The 14,767-nt window shown below is 66.1% G+C and carries 11 protein-coding genes and 2 tRNA genes; 10 read left to right on the top strand and 3 right to left on the bottom strand.

All coding sequences use genetic code 11. The annotated features are described in order from the left end of the window. Positions 1 to 23 precede the first annotated feature (23 nt). Positions 24 to 680: a DUF5701 family protein gene (locus ACF07D_RS09700; RefSeq protein WP_391504766.1), complete on the top strand. Its 657-nt coding sequence runs from the start codon at positions 24 to 26 to the stop codon at positions 678 to 680. A gap of 77 nt (positions 681 to 757) precedes the next feature. Here the strand turns inward: ACF07D_RS09700 and ACF07D_RS09695 are convergent. Next, positions 758 to 834 (bottom strand) — tRNA-Met (locus ACF07D_RS09695). Positions 835 to 1,093: 259 nt separating this feature from the next. Beyond that, positions 1,094 to 1,167 (bottom strand) — tRNA-Met (locus ACF07D_RS09690). 138 nt (positions 1,168 to 1,305) lie between these two features. Between ACF07D_RS09690 and ACF07D_RS09685 the strand changes: the two genes are divergently transcribed. From ACF07D_RS09685 to ACF07D_RS09660, 6 genes are all read left to right on the top strand, one after another. After that, complete coding sequence (locus ACF07D_RS09685; protein ID WP_391504765.1) at positions 1,306 to 3,234, top strand: hypothetical protein; 1,929 nt, start codon at positions 1,306 to 1,308, stop codon at positions 3,232 to 3,234. An 83-nt stretch (positions 3,235 to 3,317) separates the two neighbouring features. Beyond that, a complete protein-coding gene (locus tag ACF07D_RS09680) occupies positions 3,318 to 4,997 on the top strand; it encodes a trypsin-like peptidase domain-containing protein (protein ID WP_391504764.1) in 1,680 nt (559 codons plus the stop codon). Positions 4,998 to 5,067: 70 nt separating this feature from the next. Further along, complete coding sequence (locus tag ACF07D_RS09675; protein ID WP_391504763.1) at positions 5,068 to 7,461, top strand: CDP-glycerol glycerophosphotransferase family protein; 2,394 nt, start codon at positions 5,068 to 5,070, stop codon at positions 7,459 to 7,461. Between the two features lie 62 nt (positions 7,462 to 7,523). Next, positions 7,524 to 8,033, top strand: a complete 510-nt coding sequence (locus tag ACF07D_RS09670) for a DUF6153 family protein (protein WP_391504762.1) — start codon at positions 7,524 to 7,526, stop codon at positions 8,031 to 8,033. Between the two features lie 84 nt (positions 8,034 to 8,117). Further along, the gene (locus ACF07D_RS09665; RefSeq protein ID WP_391504761.1) at positions 8,118 to 8,702 is read left to right on the top strand and encodes a DUF305 domain-containing protein; all 585 of its coding nucleotides are present in this window, start codon (positions 8,118 to 8,120) and stop codon (positions 8,700 to 8,702) included. Positions 8,703 to 8,760: 58 nt separating this feature from the next. Further along, a complete protein-coding gene (locus ACF07D_RS09660) occupies positions 8,761 to 9,582 on the top strand; it encodes a M23 family metallopeptidase (protein WP_391504760.1) in 822 nt (273 codons plus the stop codon). Positions 9,583 to 9,642: 60 nt separating this feature from the next. On the opposite strand, the gene ACF07D_RS09655 is transcribed toward ACF07D_RS09660, so the two are convergent. Next, on the bottom strand, positions 9,643 to 10,698 hold the full coding sequence (locus ACF07D_RS09655) for a glycosyltransferase family 2 protein (RefSeq protein ID WP_391504759.1): 1,056 nt from the start codon (positions 10,696 to 10,698) through the stop codon (positions 9,643 to 9,645). 62 nt (positions 10,699 to 10,760) lie between these two features. Here ACF07D_RS09655 and ACF07D_RS09650 point away from each other — a divergent pair, with 62 nt between their 5' ends. From ACF07D_RS09650 to ACF07D_RS09640, 3 genes are read left to right on the top strand one after another with little or no spacing between them, the layout of a single operon-like run. Then, positions 10,761 to 11,999 (top strand): CDP-glycerol glycerophosphotransferase family protein, encoded by a 1,239-nt coding sequence (locus ACF07D_RS09650; RefSeq protein WP_391504758.1) that lies wholly within the window; start codon positions 10,761 to 10,763, stop codon positions 11,997 to 11,999. A gap of 47 nt (positions 12,000 to 12,046) precedes the next feature. Then, positions 12,047 to 13,222, top strand: a complete 1,176-nt coding sequence (locus ACF07D_RS09645) for an ABC transporter ATP-binding protein (RefSeq protein WP_391504757.1) — start codon at positions 12,047 to 12,049, stop codon at positions 13,220 to 13,222. Next, positions 13,192 to 14,763 (top strand): hypothetical protein, encoded by a 1,572-nt coding sequence (locus ACF07D_RS09640; protein ID WP_391504756.1) that lies wholly within the window; start codon positions 13,192 to 13,194, stop codon positions 14,761 to 14,763. The genes ACF07D_RS09645 and ACF07D_RS09640 overlap by 31 nt, the downstream gene beginning before the upstream one ends. Positions 14,764 to 14,767 lie beyond the last annotated feature (4 nt).

The following is a 14,767-nucleotide window of genomic DNA, read 5'->3' as shown; positions in this document are numbered from 1 at the left end:
TCGCCCGGTGCCCTCGTTTCCGATTGGAAGGCGCCAGTATTCCCCAGCTTCTCGACACCCAGCTTCCATCAATCACCTCGCAGCTCGACAGGCTCGTCGAGCTCGGCGTCCACGCCCTCGCAGGACTCTCTGTGGGAGACTTCCGCGCCCTGGCAGGCGACCTGCAGACGGCGCCCGGCGCCCTGCTCGTTGTCGCACCCGGGCTCGTTCCCGCGTCACGGCTCGCACCGTTGCTCCGCCGCGTCGATAAGCCAGGCTTTGTCGTCGAAGACATGACAGACCTCGACGCCTTCGAATCCATCCCGGCGGCGCGGGTGCGCGAGCGCCAGCTCTACGACATCACGGGTGTCGAGCGCGGCGATGAGTACTCGAACTGGAGCCCAGACGAGGCGCTCCCAGAAATTGTGCGGCGGGGCAGGCGGCCATTGACAGTGAACGAGGGAATCTCCTGGCTCCTGCAGCAGCCAGACGCCCTCGAACCCGGCGCATGCTTCATGACCGTTGGCTCGCGAAAGCGGCGCGGCAAGGGGCTCGACGCGCGCACCCCGGCGATCTGGATCAGTGGCGGCACCGGCCGCGACGGACGCGAGCGACGCGGAGCACCCAAGGTTGGGTGGTGTTGGGCGGGGAACCGTCACACCTGGTTGGGTGTCGCATCGTCTGACGCAGCCGAGCGTTAACAATCGTGGGCGTACGAGCAGAAACGTCAGAACCCCCTGATCAACGATCAGGGGGTTCTGTGCCGCAGTGCGACTCTTGGTTGCGGGGGCAGGATTTGAACCTACGACCTCCGGGTTATGAGCCCGGCGAGCTACCGAACTGCTCCACCCCGCGGCACGTCAATAACCTTATCGGGTGCAGCGCTCGGTTCTCGAACTGAGCTGTAGCGTGGGCGTGTTGCTCCGCCCACAGGTGAGCTGACGACGCAGGTTTTCGCGTCCTGAGGGTGCGGGCGAGCGCGCTCAGCCGGCACGTTCTTGAGCGCCCGCGCGGCCGTATTGGAGGCGATGCGGGGGAGCGAGCCTATCGTGAAGCAAGCAAAGCAAAAGGCCCCTGACTGGAATGAATTCCTAGTCAGGGGCCTTTCTCACGGTTGCGGGGGCAGGATTTGAACCTACGACCTCCGGGTTATGAGCCCGGCGAGCTACCGAACTGCTCCACCCCGCGGCACAAGACATTACTCTATCAGGCATTCGCTGTTCACGCGAATCGAGCGGCCGCGACGCTTGTGGAAAACGGATCGCGACGAGACACGAGGGCGGGCAACCTTGTCGCTCAGCAGTTCTCGAGCGAAAGGGTTTCCGAATGCACATATCCAAAGATCGAAGGCACTCGCCGGGCCGTGCCGTCTATTCGGCGATGCTCGCCGTGCCGCTCCTCCTGCTCGGGATTGCGCCGAGCGCACATGCCGCAAGCTTTGACGGCATGATTTCTTACGCGGGGTATCACGTCGGCGCGTTTACGACGGCCGACGGATCGCGCGCGTACTGCCTCGAGCCAGGTGTCGACGCCCCGGTGAGTGCCCAGCTGAAGCCGACGCGGGTCACCAAGCTCCCCGGATATTCGGTCGAGGTCAATGACGCGTGGGGGTGGCGCGGGACAGTGACCACGCAGGCGGCTAGCGAAACGCAGATGCGGCAGATGAACTGGGTTCTCGCCGAACACGGAGATACCGCCGACGCCGACAGGGCTGTTGCCGTTCAGGTCGCGCTGTGGGAAATTCGGCGAGAACCAGGAAACGCTGCCTGGATCGACGGAAAGTACGGGCTGTTTCGTGCGAACGGCGGCACTGCAAACGTTGAGGCCGGCAAACGCCTCGCGGCTGAGGCCAGGACTGCCGCGCTCGCGCCAGGGCACGCTTCGCCGAAAGGTGAGCTTGTCGTGACAACCGACGAAGAGGCCTTGGGAGGCTCGGTGCAGTACCCGGCGGGAACAAGCGGACTCAGCATTGCTGGCGGCGTGTTCGACGACGGCGCGACCCAGCTGCGGGTCGAAGGCGCCAGCGCTGGCAGCGCTGACTGGACTGCGTCGCCGCACGAGCCAAGTTGGAACAGTACCACCGAGGTCACGGTGACTGGCGCGTGGTCTGTCGACGAGAAGTACTGGCCGGCTGAGCTGATTCTGCACCCGGCAACGCGAGACACTGAGCAGCGAATTGGCACTGGTGTGAAGCCTGTCGTCGGCACAAACACTGGCGAGTTCGCGGGAACGGCGGTCTCGTTCTCCCATGACTTCGCGCCCGCGATCACTACGCAGGTGCCGGCTGAGTTCGTGCAGCGAGCAGACCCTGTCTTTCGTGACGTCGTGACCGTGAGCGCCGGATCCGGCGGATGGCCGAGCGCTGGCGTCGCAGCTTTCATGCCCATCGTTGCTGACGGCACACTGTACGGCCCCTTCGAGGCGCCGCAGGTCGAGGATGTGGTGGCACCCGACGGCGCGCCAGTAGCGGGCGCCGCGGAGCTCGCGGTCGACTCGGGGCCGGGGGACTACGCTGTCGAGCTCACCGTGCAGGACGCCGCAACTGGCTACTACTACTGGGTGTGGGAGATCAGGGAGGAGCGCCAGGCCCAGGCGGTTCGCGACTCTGGGTTTTTTGCAGCCGGAGCAGTGTACTCAGACCGATTCGGGGTTGTCGCAGAGCGCCACATTGTGCCGACAGAGCTGAGACTCGAGACCGCACTCGTCGCCAACCGGATGCAGCCAGGTGACCGCAGCCTCATTGACACTGTGCGCGGAGTCGTCGGGAGCGGGACCTGGCTTCGGGATGAGGAGCACGCGTTCATTCCCGCAGTCGTGCGCCTCACGTTCTTCCAGTCTGATGGGCGCCCGACGCAGCAACCTGAGGCTCCCGAGAACGCGACTGAACTTGGCAGCCTGACAGTGTCGCTTGCCGGGCCCGACAGCTGGGTCACTGCAGAGCCATTCGAGCTTCCAGAGCACGTACGTGGATGGGTGACCGTTCAGGCCTGCCTCACTCCGGAGGATCAGGATGATGACTCCGGTGAACTGTTTGTGCCGTGGTGCGACGACTACGGAATTCCCGCCGAGACTGCGGAAATCATCGAGCCCGATGCACCGAGCACGCCCTCCGAGAAGGTCGCGGCAACTGGCGCTTCCGCCGGAGAACTCCCGACGCTCTTCGCCGCGGGAATGGTTGGAGCGGGCGGGCTCCTCGGAGGGATCGTGGCGCTTCGTCGAAAGCTCCGGGCTGAGGTGTCGGGCGACCATTCTTAGCGATCTGCAGTCATTCTGGAGCCTTTCCAAATCAAATTCATAGGAATAGACGGAATGCTTGAGTCATCGAGAGAGGAGCCACGATGGCTGAGAATAACGACACCCCGGGCCAGCCCGTCGAACCTGAAGAATCGCAGCGGCCGAGCGAGGGAGTGGCAGGCGCGCCGACACCCCATGAGCAGTCCGCTCCGGCCGCGCCGCCGGCCGCGGCACCAGCGCCCCACCTCGGGGGAGTCACGCCGCCGCAGCCCGGCGGTGTGACCCCGCCGGAGTTCTCGCATGGGCCGGGCATTCCGAGCGCTGCGCCCAGCAGCAGCCCCGAAACTCAGGGTGCCGGCGCAGCGTTCGGCGTGCAGCCAGGCGGCTACCCGACCGCGCAGCAGGGTGCGTACCCGTCTGCGCACCAGGGTGCATACTCCGCCCCGAACGCCGAGCAGCAGCCCCAGCTGACACAGGAGTACCCCACGCAGGCGCTCCACGAGACGCTTGCAGCCCCGGGGGCTCCGCAGCAGGGGGCCGGTGTGGCCGCCCAGAAGCGAACCCATTCGACAGGCACGTTCCTCGCTGGTCTCGCAGTGGCAGCGCTCATCGGCGGAATTGTCGGCGGGGGCGTCTCCTCGCTCGTCGTTGCGAACGCTATTCCGAAGAGCAACGCTGTCTCGCAGCAGGGCGGCACTGTCAAGCTCAATAACCCCGAAACCGCGACCGATATCTCGGGTGTCGCGATGGTCGCAACACCGAGCGTTGTGACGCTGACTGTCGATTCGCAGAACGCCTCAGGCTCCGGTTCTGGCGTCATCTACAGCGAGGACGGCTACATCATCACCAACGCCCACGTTGTCACGCTCGATGGCGCGGCGACCGATCCCCGCATTCGGGTGAAGCACAGCGACGGGCGCGTCTTCGACGGCAAGCTTGTCGGCGTCGCCCCATACTCAGACATTGCAGTAGTGAAGGTTGAGGCAGAAGGCCTCACCCCGGTTGCCGTCGCGAGCTCAGCAGACGTGAACGTCGGTGACCTCGCCGTGGCTATCGGCGCCCCGATGAGTCTCTCCAACACGGTAACAAGCGGCGTCGTGAGCGCGCTCAACCGCGGAATCTCAGTTGGCAGCGCATTGATTCCGCAGGATCCGAGCCAGGAGGGGCAGGAGGATCACAACGGGGAAGGCGCACCGGACAACGGTCGCGGCTTCCCGTGGGATTTCCGGTTTGACACCCCCGGTGAGCAGGAGAACTCGCAGCAGACAGGCGGACAGGTCACGCTGCCCGTCGTGCAGACCGATGCATCGATCAACCCAGGCAACTCCGGCGGCGCGCTGCTCAACGCCAAGGGCGAACTCATCGGCATCAACGTCGCGATCGCGTCGCCTGGCGCGACAGAAGGCAACGCGTCAAGCGCTGGCCTCGGATTCGCGATCCCGTCGGACCTCGCCACGCGCGTCGCAGACGAGATTATCGCCGGTGAGAAGCCGACCCACGGCCTCCTCGGTGCGAGCGTCGTGGATTCGAGCCTCGACGACGATGAAGACGCGAACCACGCGGGCGGCCTCATCAAAGAGGTAGTCCGTGACGGCGCTGCCGCAAAGGCTGGTCTCAAAGTTGGCGACGTTATCACCGCGGTTGACGGCGTGCCAGCCGCTGACGGCACATCAGTCTCGGCTCTGATCCGCATGCACGCGGGAGACAGTGAAGTGACAATCGACTACACCCGCCGCGGAGTCGCCGGTCAGACCACTGCAACCCTCGGAACGCTGGACTGGTAGTCACCACTCCTCTCTCACGAAAGCGGGCACTCGAAACGGTGCCCGCTTTCGTGTTCTACAGTGGAGACAAATGAGTGCACGTCAATTTCAGTTCGCGAGCGGCAACCTCTCGAAGCTTCTCGCGATCCCGAAATACCTCCTGTCCTGGGTCTTCGCGTTCTTCGTTCCCCGGGTGCCAGGAACCTGGGCGTTCGGCAGCGGGATCGGCGTTGGCGAAGGTGCGCTTGCGCTCGCCCGCGAGCTGCGCGACAGCAGGTCTGACGCCCGCATCGTCTGGCTCGTCGCCGATGAGGCCGAACGCGCACTCGCGGAGGCCGAAGGATTCGTTCCAGTGCTCAGGCGCGGCAGGCACGGGTTCTGGGCGACGCTTCGCGCAGAGACGCTCGTCGTGACGCACGGCCTCGGTGACGTGAACCGATTCGGCGTCTTTGGCGGAACCATCGTGCAGCTTTGGCACGGGGCCCCGCTCAAGCGCATTCACCTCGATTCCCCGGTGACGACAGCCGTACGCGGGCCCGCCCCACTCCGCGGGGTGCTGCAGCGTATGTACGAGCGCGGCACCAAGCAGGTCAGTCTGTACGTTGCGGGTTCCGTGACTGCGGCCGAGCGTCTCCGATCGGCGTTCCGAATCGCTCCGGGCAAGGTCGCCGTGCTCGGCGATCCGCGAGACGACGAGCTCGCGGCGCAGGCAGCGGACCCTGCCATGGCGGCTGCGGCCCGTGAGCTCGTACTCGACATCCTCTCGCAGCGGATTCAAGGTGGGCGCGCGACGGGCCCGCTCGTGCTGTACGCGCCGACATGGCGAGACGGCGACGTTGATCCCGCCATCCCTACACACGCTGAGGTGACGGAAATCGTTGCAGCCCTCGCCAGCGTCGACGCGCACCTCGTCATTCGTTCCCACCCGCTCGGAGAAGGGGAGTATGGTGCGGCTGTCGGCGAGCGGATCCACCTGCTGGGGAGCGACATCGCCCGCGACATCACCCCGCTACTCGGTGCCTTCGACGCCGTCATCACAGATTTCTCGTCAATCGCCGTCGACTTCTCGCTCCTCGAACGCCCAATCCAGTGGTTCGCCCCCGACCTCGACGCGTACACCGCGAAGCGCGGCCTGTACGAGGCGCTCGAGGTCACCGCAGGTGCGAACATCGCGCGCTCCTGGGGCGAGGTCACCGCCTCGCTCAGTGAGATTCTGACCACTGGCACCGCCGCTCGCCGCGAGGCATCGCGTGCAGCCGCAGCCCTCGCGTCGCGGTTCCACCCGTATCGCGATGGCAAGTCGGCCAGCCGCGTCCTCGCGGCTGTCGAGCGTCTGCGGCTTCCGGCCGCCGAGCTTGTCGCAGCGGAGAGTGTCTTTTTCGAGAGTTTTTATGGTCGGCAAGTCAGCTGCAATCCGCTCGCGCTCGACCGCGAGATCGCCGCTCGCTATCCTGAGCTGCCCCGCTACTGGAGCGTGACGAGCGAGCGTCAGGCGGTGCCAGCGGGAGCGACGCCCGTGCTCGTCGGCGGCGTCGAATGGTTCGCCGCGAGGCGGATGGCCCGGTTGCTCATCGTCAACGACTGGCTTCGATTCGGGTTCAAGCGTGGGCCGGAACAAACAGTGCTCCAGACCTGGCACGGCACGATGCTGAAACACCTCGCGCTCGGTCGCCCGAACGTCTCACCGCGCACGAAGCTCGCGATCAAACGTGAGAGTCGCCGCTGGAGCATGATGCTCTCGCAGAACGCACACTCGACCGACCAGTTCCGTGGCAGCTACGCGTTTGCGGGGGAGATTCTCGAAACTGGGTATCCGCGCGACGACAGGCTCGCGCTCGCTGACATTGTCGGCGAGATGAACCCCGTGGCCCAGGCGACGGCGCGGCAGACACTCGGCATTCCCGAGGGGAACTCGGTCGTCGTGTACGCGCCGACCTGGCGCGACCGCGGCACGACGGTTGTCGACTCGCTCGACGTGAACGCGCTCGCAGATGCGCTCGGCGAGAACTGGACTGTCGTGGCCAGGGGGCACACTCGCACGCACGAGCTTGGCAGCTATCTCCGACTGAATCCCCGCGTCATCGACGCCACCGCGCACCCAGACATCAACGACGTGATCCTCGCCGCGGACGTCTTGGTGACCGACTACTCATCGGTGATGTTCGATGCTGCGGTCGCAGGGACACCGTTGGCGTTCTATGTTCCAGACCTCCCGCAGTACCGAGACGCCGAGCGCGGGTTCACGTTTGACTTCGAGGCATGCGCTCCCGGACCGCTGCTTCAGTCACGCGACGAGCTTGTGACGCTTGCCGAAGAGGTGCGCGAGCATGGGCGCTCGGCCCAGTGGATTGTCGACTATCGGCCGGCCTATGCGGCGTGGCAGGCAAGGTTCACGCCACACGACGACGGAGCCGCCTCGGTGCGCGTCGTCGATAGGCTCGCGGAACGCGATGCGTTCGGTCCCGCTCTGGATCGGAACGCATAGATCCGGACAGGGCGGCTGCAGGCTAGGCGGCCTGTCAGCGAGGTTTGCTACTGTTCCGAGCAATGCATATGAACGACAGGATCGCGCTGCGCGCACCCCGGACCCAGCGTCCGGTCCGCGCGGTCCTCGTCGTGCTCAGCGGTGTGCTCCTCGTCATCGTCGGCTTGCTCGGCATGCATACTCTCAGCGGCGCGTCAGCAGACGCGTCGCACACGACGAGCGGGGTAGCGGCGCTCTCAGTGGGTGGCACTGCACACGGCGGGCAGCACGGCCCGACGGGGGCCACGATTGCCGGCGGTGAGAACTTCGCCGCGCACCAGATCGCCGACACGGCGCACGCGGACGCGCTGCACGACCCTCCGCCCGCGGGCGACACTGCGCCTGGCCACGAGGCGATGGCTGCTGCATGCGCGTTGGCGCTCATCGTCGGCATGCTGCTGCTCGTCATCCCCAGGTCGGAAACCGCAACGCGCACGCTCCGAGACCGCGCAACGGCGGCGGCGGCAAGCGTGCGCGCTGCGCTGCCTGCCCCGACGCCGTCCCTCATCGTCCTCTCAATCAGTCGAACCTGAATCCGTGCGTGGCCCGTTCGCGGGCACGCGGTGCCACGCGCCGCTCCACCCACACCGATTCACACAGACTTGAAGGACACTCCCATGAAGAAGACCCTGTTTTTTGGCGCGCTCGCACTCGCAGCCTCGGCAACGCTCGCAGGTTGCGCCAGCACTGGCAGCGGCGCCCGCCCGCCCGCCGAATCAGCGGCACCGCAGAGCCAGGCGAATGCCGCCGACGAAATGTTCGTCACGATGATGATCCCGCACCACGAGCAAGCTATCGAAATGTCCGACATCGTGCTCGCGGCCGACGACGTCGACCCGGCCGTCACCGAGATCGCCGAGCAGGTCAAGGCTGCGCAACAACCCGAGATCGACAAGATGCTGTCGTGGCTGAGCGAGTGGGAAGTCGCCTATGATCCGGAGGGCTCCGCGTCGCACATGACGCACGGCGGTATGGATGGCATGCTTTCTGCCGAAGACCTCGAGGCGCTGGGGCGCGCGAGCGGGGACGAGGTCGGCCGGCTGTTCCTTGAGCAGATGATCGCCCACCACGAGGGCGCCGTCGACATGGCGAAGGAGGCGCTCTCCGGCGGCAGCGACCCGAGGGTGCGCGAACTTGCAGAACAGGTCGTCGCCGATCAGACCGACGAAATCACCGCGATGCAGCAGTTGCTGGCCCGCTGATGGTACAGCTACTGGTCACGACAGTGAACACACGAGAGCGACAGGAGGTGCGAGCATAGTGCAGCCTGCGCGAACGCACGAGCATGCTCCGACTGCCTACCTCACGCCACGGCCCCGCGCGGCGGAGCCTGTACCGCGCCCGGGGCGGCGGCGACGAACGGTTCGGCGGACGCTCGCCGCGAGCGTCGCGCTCGCAAGCGCCACGCTAATGTTTGGGGCGGCGATGTTCCCCGCGCTCGTTCCAACGGTCAGCCGGCTACCGAGCGACGAGGGCACGAACGCGCCAGCCGCCACCGCTCAACTGCTGCCAGGTGCCGACGTGCCCGAAGCGAAATCGGTGCTTGACGCGGTTGGCAGCGTGCGTATTGAAGAGGAACCGCAACCGGAGCCGAGAGAGGCCGCAGCGCCCGGGGTCGGTGCGCGGCCAAGCGTCGGGCAGATCGCAGTCGGGCAGCTCGCGGCCGGAGGCCTCCCCAGCTCCGGGGTGAGGCTCCCGTTTGACCGCGAGTGGCCCCTCACTGATGGCTTCGGGTATCGGAGTGCGCCGGTCGAGGGGTTCCACGACGCGCAAGACATCGCGGCGCCCGGTGGCACGCCAGTGCTCGCCGTCGCTACAGGAGTCGTCGTCGAGGCGGGCTGGGCAAGTGACGGCTGCGGCTTCTCGGCAAAGCTACAGCACAGCGTCGACGGACAAGAGCTAACGAGTCGTTACTGCCATATGGAGGATGCGTCGCATGACCTTTCCATTGGCCAGACCGTCGAGATCGGTTCGCAGGTTGGCAGGGTCGGCAACACTGGCATGTCGTTCGGTGCTCACCTGCACCTCGCGCTCACGCTCGCTGGGCAGCCGATCGACCCGCTGCCGTTTCTCAGACGGTGAGGCCCGGCGGCTGATCCTGATCCTGATCGTCGATCGCTCGCACGCCACCGCGATTCGCGGCTACGCGCGCGAGCGGTCGACGACGCGGCCGCCCCCGAACACGATGCCGCGCAAAAACCCGGTTCCCCAGCTCGTGTGCATCGTCACGAGCGTGGCGCCGGTGAGCAGTCGGTCGCGCACACCCCGCTGATCCGGGATGCGCCACACCGCGAAGCAGATGGCGAGCGCGTAGAAAGCGAGCGGTGCCCAGCCGAGCGACCACCAGCCCCACGGCAGTGCGCCGGCGAGCTGGAGCGCGAGCACGACGAGTGACACGGCGAGCGAGATCACGAGCACCCCGGGCGCGAAGAATCTCCACGGGTTCGCACGTCCATACTTGCGCACGAGCACCGCCCGCCACGTACCCGTCGCGAAGAACTGCTTGGCGAGATCACCGAAACTGGCGCGCGGCCAGTACGTCACGCCGAGCGCGGGTTCGAACCACACAGTGAAACCCGCACGCCGGATGCGGAGATTCAGCTCCCAATCCTCGCCGCGTAGGATCCCGGGGTCGTAGCCGCCGACGGCGTCAATTGCCTCGCGACGGAAAATGCCGAGGTACGCGGACTCCGCAGGCCCCGGTGTGCCGTCGCCGTGGTATGCCCCGCCGCCGAGACCGAACGGGCTGTTGTAGCCGCGCGCGATCGCGCGCTGCACGGCGGACGTTCCTGCCGCTCGCATGATCCCACCCACGTTCGCTGCGCCAGTCTCCTGAAGGGCCGCGACCCCGCGGCGCGTGTAGTCGGGCGTGAGCTCAGAGTGCGCGTCGACCCGGATCACGACTGGATGGGAGCTCGCGTGGATCGCGTGGTTGAGCCCGGCCGGGATATCGCGTTCGGGGTTCGCGACGAGGCGGACGCGAGGATCGGCTGCCGCGATCCGCGACGCGATCTCGTCGCTTGCGTCACGAGATGGGCCGAGCGCGAGCACGATCTCCTTGTCGCCAGCGTAATCCTGGTTCAGGATCGTGTGCACCGCGCGCTCGAGAAATCCCTCCTCGTTCAACACGGGCATCACGTAGCTCACCGCTGGCACGTCTGGCAGGGGAGGGAGGAGTAGACCGGGGGAATCAACCACCCGTCGATCTTCCCACAGCGGGCTGCGGCTCGGCCTGTGTCGGGGCGGGCTATTCTGGTGGGATGCAGATTATGAAGGACAGCAAACGCGCCGTGAAGCTCGCCAAGCGTGTCCTGAAGGGACGCCGCGCCTACTTCGAACTTAAAGGGCTTCTCGACGAGCGCGGCCCGCTGCCCGAACAGCGCTACCGTGTTGGCGTCTACTTCGCCGACAGCGACGTCAACATCTACCAGATGCGGCAGTGGTACGCGCCACTGCAGGAGCTGTCGAAGACCAGACCCGTCGTAATTCTCGCGCGCAACGCGGCAGGTGCGCTCCAGCTCATGCGCGAAAGTGGCCTCGACGTGGCATACGTGCCAAAGGTCACGAGCATTGAGAACTTCATCGCGACCCAGCAGCTCGACGTCGTGTTGTACGTCAACCAGAACACTCGCAACTTCCAGATGATGCGATACGGCGAACGCTGGCACGTTTTCATCAACCACGGTGAGAGCGACAAGATGTACATGACGAGCAACCAGTACAAGACGTACGACTACGCCTTTGTTGCTGGTGACGCTGCGCGCGCCCGCCTGTCCAAGGCGCTCTGGCAGTACGACGTCGAGGCGCGGACTGTGCCGATCGGCCGTCCCCAGGCAGACCATCTTGGCGGTGAGCCCGCCTACACGCCAGACGATCGAACCGTCGTGTTCTACGCACCGACGTGGGAAGGGGACCGGCCGGCGGCTAGCTACGGCTCCGTTGTCACTCACGGCGAGACGCTCGTCACGCAGCTGCTCGCCACAGGACGCCACCGCGTCGTCTACCGCCCGCACCCCCGCTCAGGCGTTGTGAGCCCCGAATTTGGAGCCGCACACGAGCGGATCATCGCGATGCTTGCTGCGGCGAACGCCGCTGATCCTTCCGCTCAACATGTCTACGACGAGTCGCCAGTACTCGGCTGGCAGTTGCGCGCCCCCGACGTCGCGATCTGCGATATCTCGGCAATGGTCTACGACAGGCTCGCAACTGGCCGACCGCTCATGGTGACGCGCCCGGTGTCCGAGGAAGCCGAGGTCGACGAGGGGGGCTATTTGAGCGTCTGCGAATGGCTCGACGCCGCCGACGCCGACAACATTGTGGCAGTGCTCGATCGGGTAATCAGTGACGAGGGCGCCCGCGAGCGGCTCGGAGAGTGGTCGACGCGCTACTTTGGCGACACGACGCCAGGCTCGCCGACGCGACGATTTGGTGAGGCGATCGAAACGCTGCTGTCGCGCGCGGACGCGGAACGCCTGCGGGCCTCCGAAACCTCAAAGTAGTGTGGCAACGGGCTCACAGAGCCTGATTCGTTTGGTAGGTTAGTTGGGTGCTGCCAGAAACCCCGCCTTCGTCGTCTGATGCACTGCCGGACGTAGGGGTCGGCGCTGCAGAAACTCCCGCCAAGACCCAGGCTGACGCGCTGCCATCGTTCGCAGACATGCCGAGTGCTGGCGCAGACTTGCCGAGTGCTGGTGCCGAGAAGTCGACTGCTCCGGCGCCTGTGTCTGCGCGACCGGTTCCCGCTGTCGATGAGGCTGCCGCAGCCGATGCGGCTGTCGCTGCCGCCTCAGCAGGCCGCGCGGTCGGGGCAGAGCCGTCCGCCGCCGCGCCGCGCGCCCGGCGGACCCGTTCAGCTGACCCGAGCGCGACAGCCGAGGCGCCCGCGCGCAACCGCATTGAAGTGCCGACGCCCTCGGTCGTTCGTGCGCGAGAGCGCGGGCGCGTCGCCGAGCAGAACCCGGTCGTGCTGCGCACCGAGATGCTGACAAAGGTGTACGGCTCGACTGTCGCCGCGAACGAGGTCTCGTTCGAGGTACATGCCGGCTCACTCACGGGTGTCGTTGGCCCGAACGGCGCCGGTAAGACGACGACGCTGTCAATGATCAGTGGCCTACTGCGGCCGAGCTCCGGCCGGGTCTCCGTCGGCGACGTCGACGTGTGGGCAGACGGAGCGGCGGCGAAGCGCCTCATCGGAACGCTGCCCGACCGCCTGCGACTGTTTGACCGCCTGACTGGTGGCCAGCTGCTGTACTACTCGGGCGTCCTGCACGGAGTCGCCGAGGCTGAGGTTGCGAAGCGGAGCGCCGAGCTTGCCGAGGCTTTCGGCCTCGAGTCAGCGCTCGACAGGCTCGTCTCTGACTACTCGGCAGGCATGCAGAAGAAGATCGCGCTCGCCTGCTCCATGATTCACGCACCCGAAGTGCTCGTGCTTGACGAGCCGTTCGAAGCGATCGATCCCGTCTCGGCAGCCAACGTGACCGACATCCTCGAGAAGTACGTCGCTGGTGGCGGTAGTGTCGTGATGTCAAGTCACAGTCTCGAACTGATTCAGCGAGTCTGTGACCACGTCGTCATCATCGTCGACGGTTCTGTCATCGCGCAGGGCACGGTCGACGCGGTGCGTGACGGCGTGAGCCTCGAGGATCGATTCCGGGCGCTCACTGGCATCGACGAGTCGAAGAAGGGGCTGCAGTGGTTGCACGGCTCTTCCGACTCCGAGTAGCGCTCGCCGGGGGCCTGTTCCGCGGCTCATTTGTTCGGGCCGCACGCGTCGCACTGCTGCTCGCCCTCTGCCTCGGCGCTTCTGCGGTCGCCCCCTTCGCGATCGCTTGGCTCACCGAACCAGGTGGGATACGCGACGTTCTTGACGTGACAATCGGCGCGGTCGTGCTTGCACTCGCACTGCTCGTGCCACTGTTCGACAGTCGACGAAACCTCGTACCACGGCAGTTTGGCCAGTTCCCCGCGAAGTCGGGGTCGGTCGCGCTGTCGATGCTTGTCACAACGATCGTGTCGTGGCCGGCATTGGTGATGCTCGTCTGGCTTGTCGCGCTCTGGTTTGCGCGCCCCGAGTGGCACGCCGCGGGCTGGATCGGCCCCGTCGCCCTCGTGCTCGCCGCGCTGCTCGCGATTGTCGCGGTGCGCTTCGGATCGGGCCTCTCGCAGCTCGTGATTGGTGACCGGTATGCCGGGGGCCTGCGCCTCACTGGCGGGATCCTGTGCATTGCCGTGCTGCCGCTGCTTGTCTTCGTCATCGCGGAGAGCCTGCGCTCGGACACAAATCAGGTGCTCGTCGACGCTGCTGGCGTGCTCGGCTGGACGCCCTTCGGCGCCGCGTTTGCGGCGATTGGCGACACCGTTGGCGGTGACGACGCGACAGCGACACTTCGCCTCGGCGTGCTTGCAGGCACGATCATCGTGCTCGCGATCGCATGGTTTGGCATCGTGGCGAGGTCGCTCACCTCGATTGAGCGCCCCCGCGACATCCTGAGCGCCCGCCGAGGCCTCGGCTGGTTTGAGCGCTTCCCGGCGAAGCCGGCTTCAGTGATTGCCGCGCGGCAACTGACCTACTGGCAGCGTGATCCGCGCTACCGCATTGCACTTATTGCCCTGCCGATCGCCCCGATCGCCGTTGTCGCCGCGTTCCTCATCGCAGGCGCCGACGTCGCGCTGGCCGCGGCGCTGCCGCTGCCAATCTTTATGCTGCTGCTCGGCTGGTCGCAGCACAACGACATCGCGATGGATTCCACAGCGATTTGGGAACACGTCGCAAGCGGCATCAGGGGCTGGGCCGACCGTGCGGGCAGGCTTGCCCCTGCACTCATGTTTGGCGTGCCCGTTGCGGTGATCGGCTCGAGCCTCACTGTCACCTTCATGGGGGACTGGCGAGTGCTTCCTGCCGTGATCGGCATGAACGTTGGGGTTCTCCTGATCGCGACCGGCGTCGCGAGCGTTTTCTCTGCGCTCATGCCGTACCCGGCGACGCGTCCAGGCGACAGCCCGTTCGTGCAGCCGCAGTGGTCGGGCTCAGGATCGGGCACCTCCCAGACAGTGTCAATGGTCGTCGCGCTTGTCCTGTCTGTCGCGCCGGTCTGGATCTCTGCGGCGGCGATCTCCGACCCGTCATTTACGGGAAATATCTTCGCGCTGCTCTTCGGCGTCGGGTTCGGGTTCATCGTGCTGCTCGCTGGTGTCTCAATCGGCGGACGCATTTTCGATAGGCAGGGCCCAGAGATCCTCGCCGTCACCCAGATCTTCGATTAGCGAA

It is taken from the genome of Leucobacter sp. NPDC015123, from assembly GCF_043080205.1.
Classification (GTDB): domain Bacteria; phylum Actinomycetota; class Actinomycetes; order Actinomycetales; family Microbacteriaceae; genus Leucobacter; species Leucobacter aridicollis_A.
Note: the sequence above shows the minus strand (reverse complement) of the source record. Positions and strands in the feature narration are given on the sequence as shown.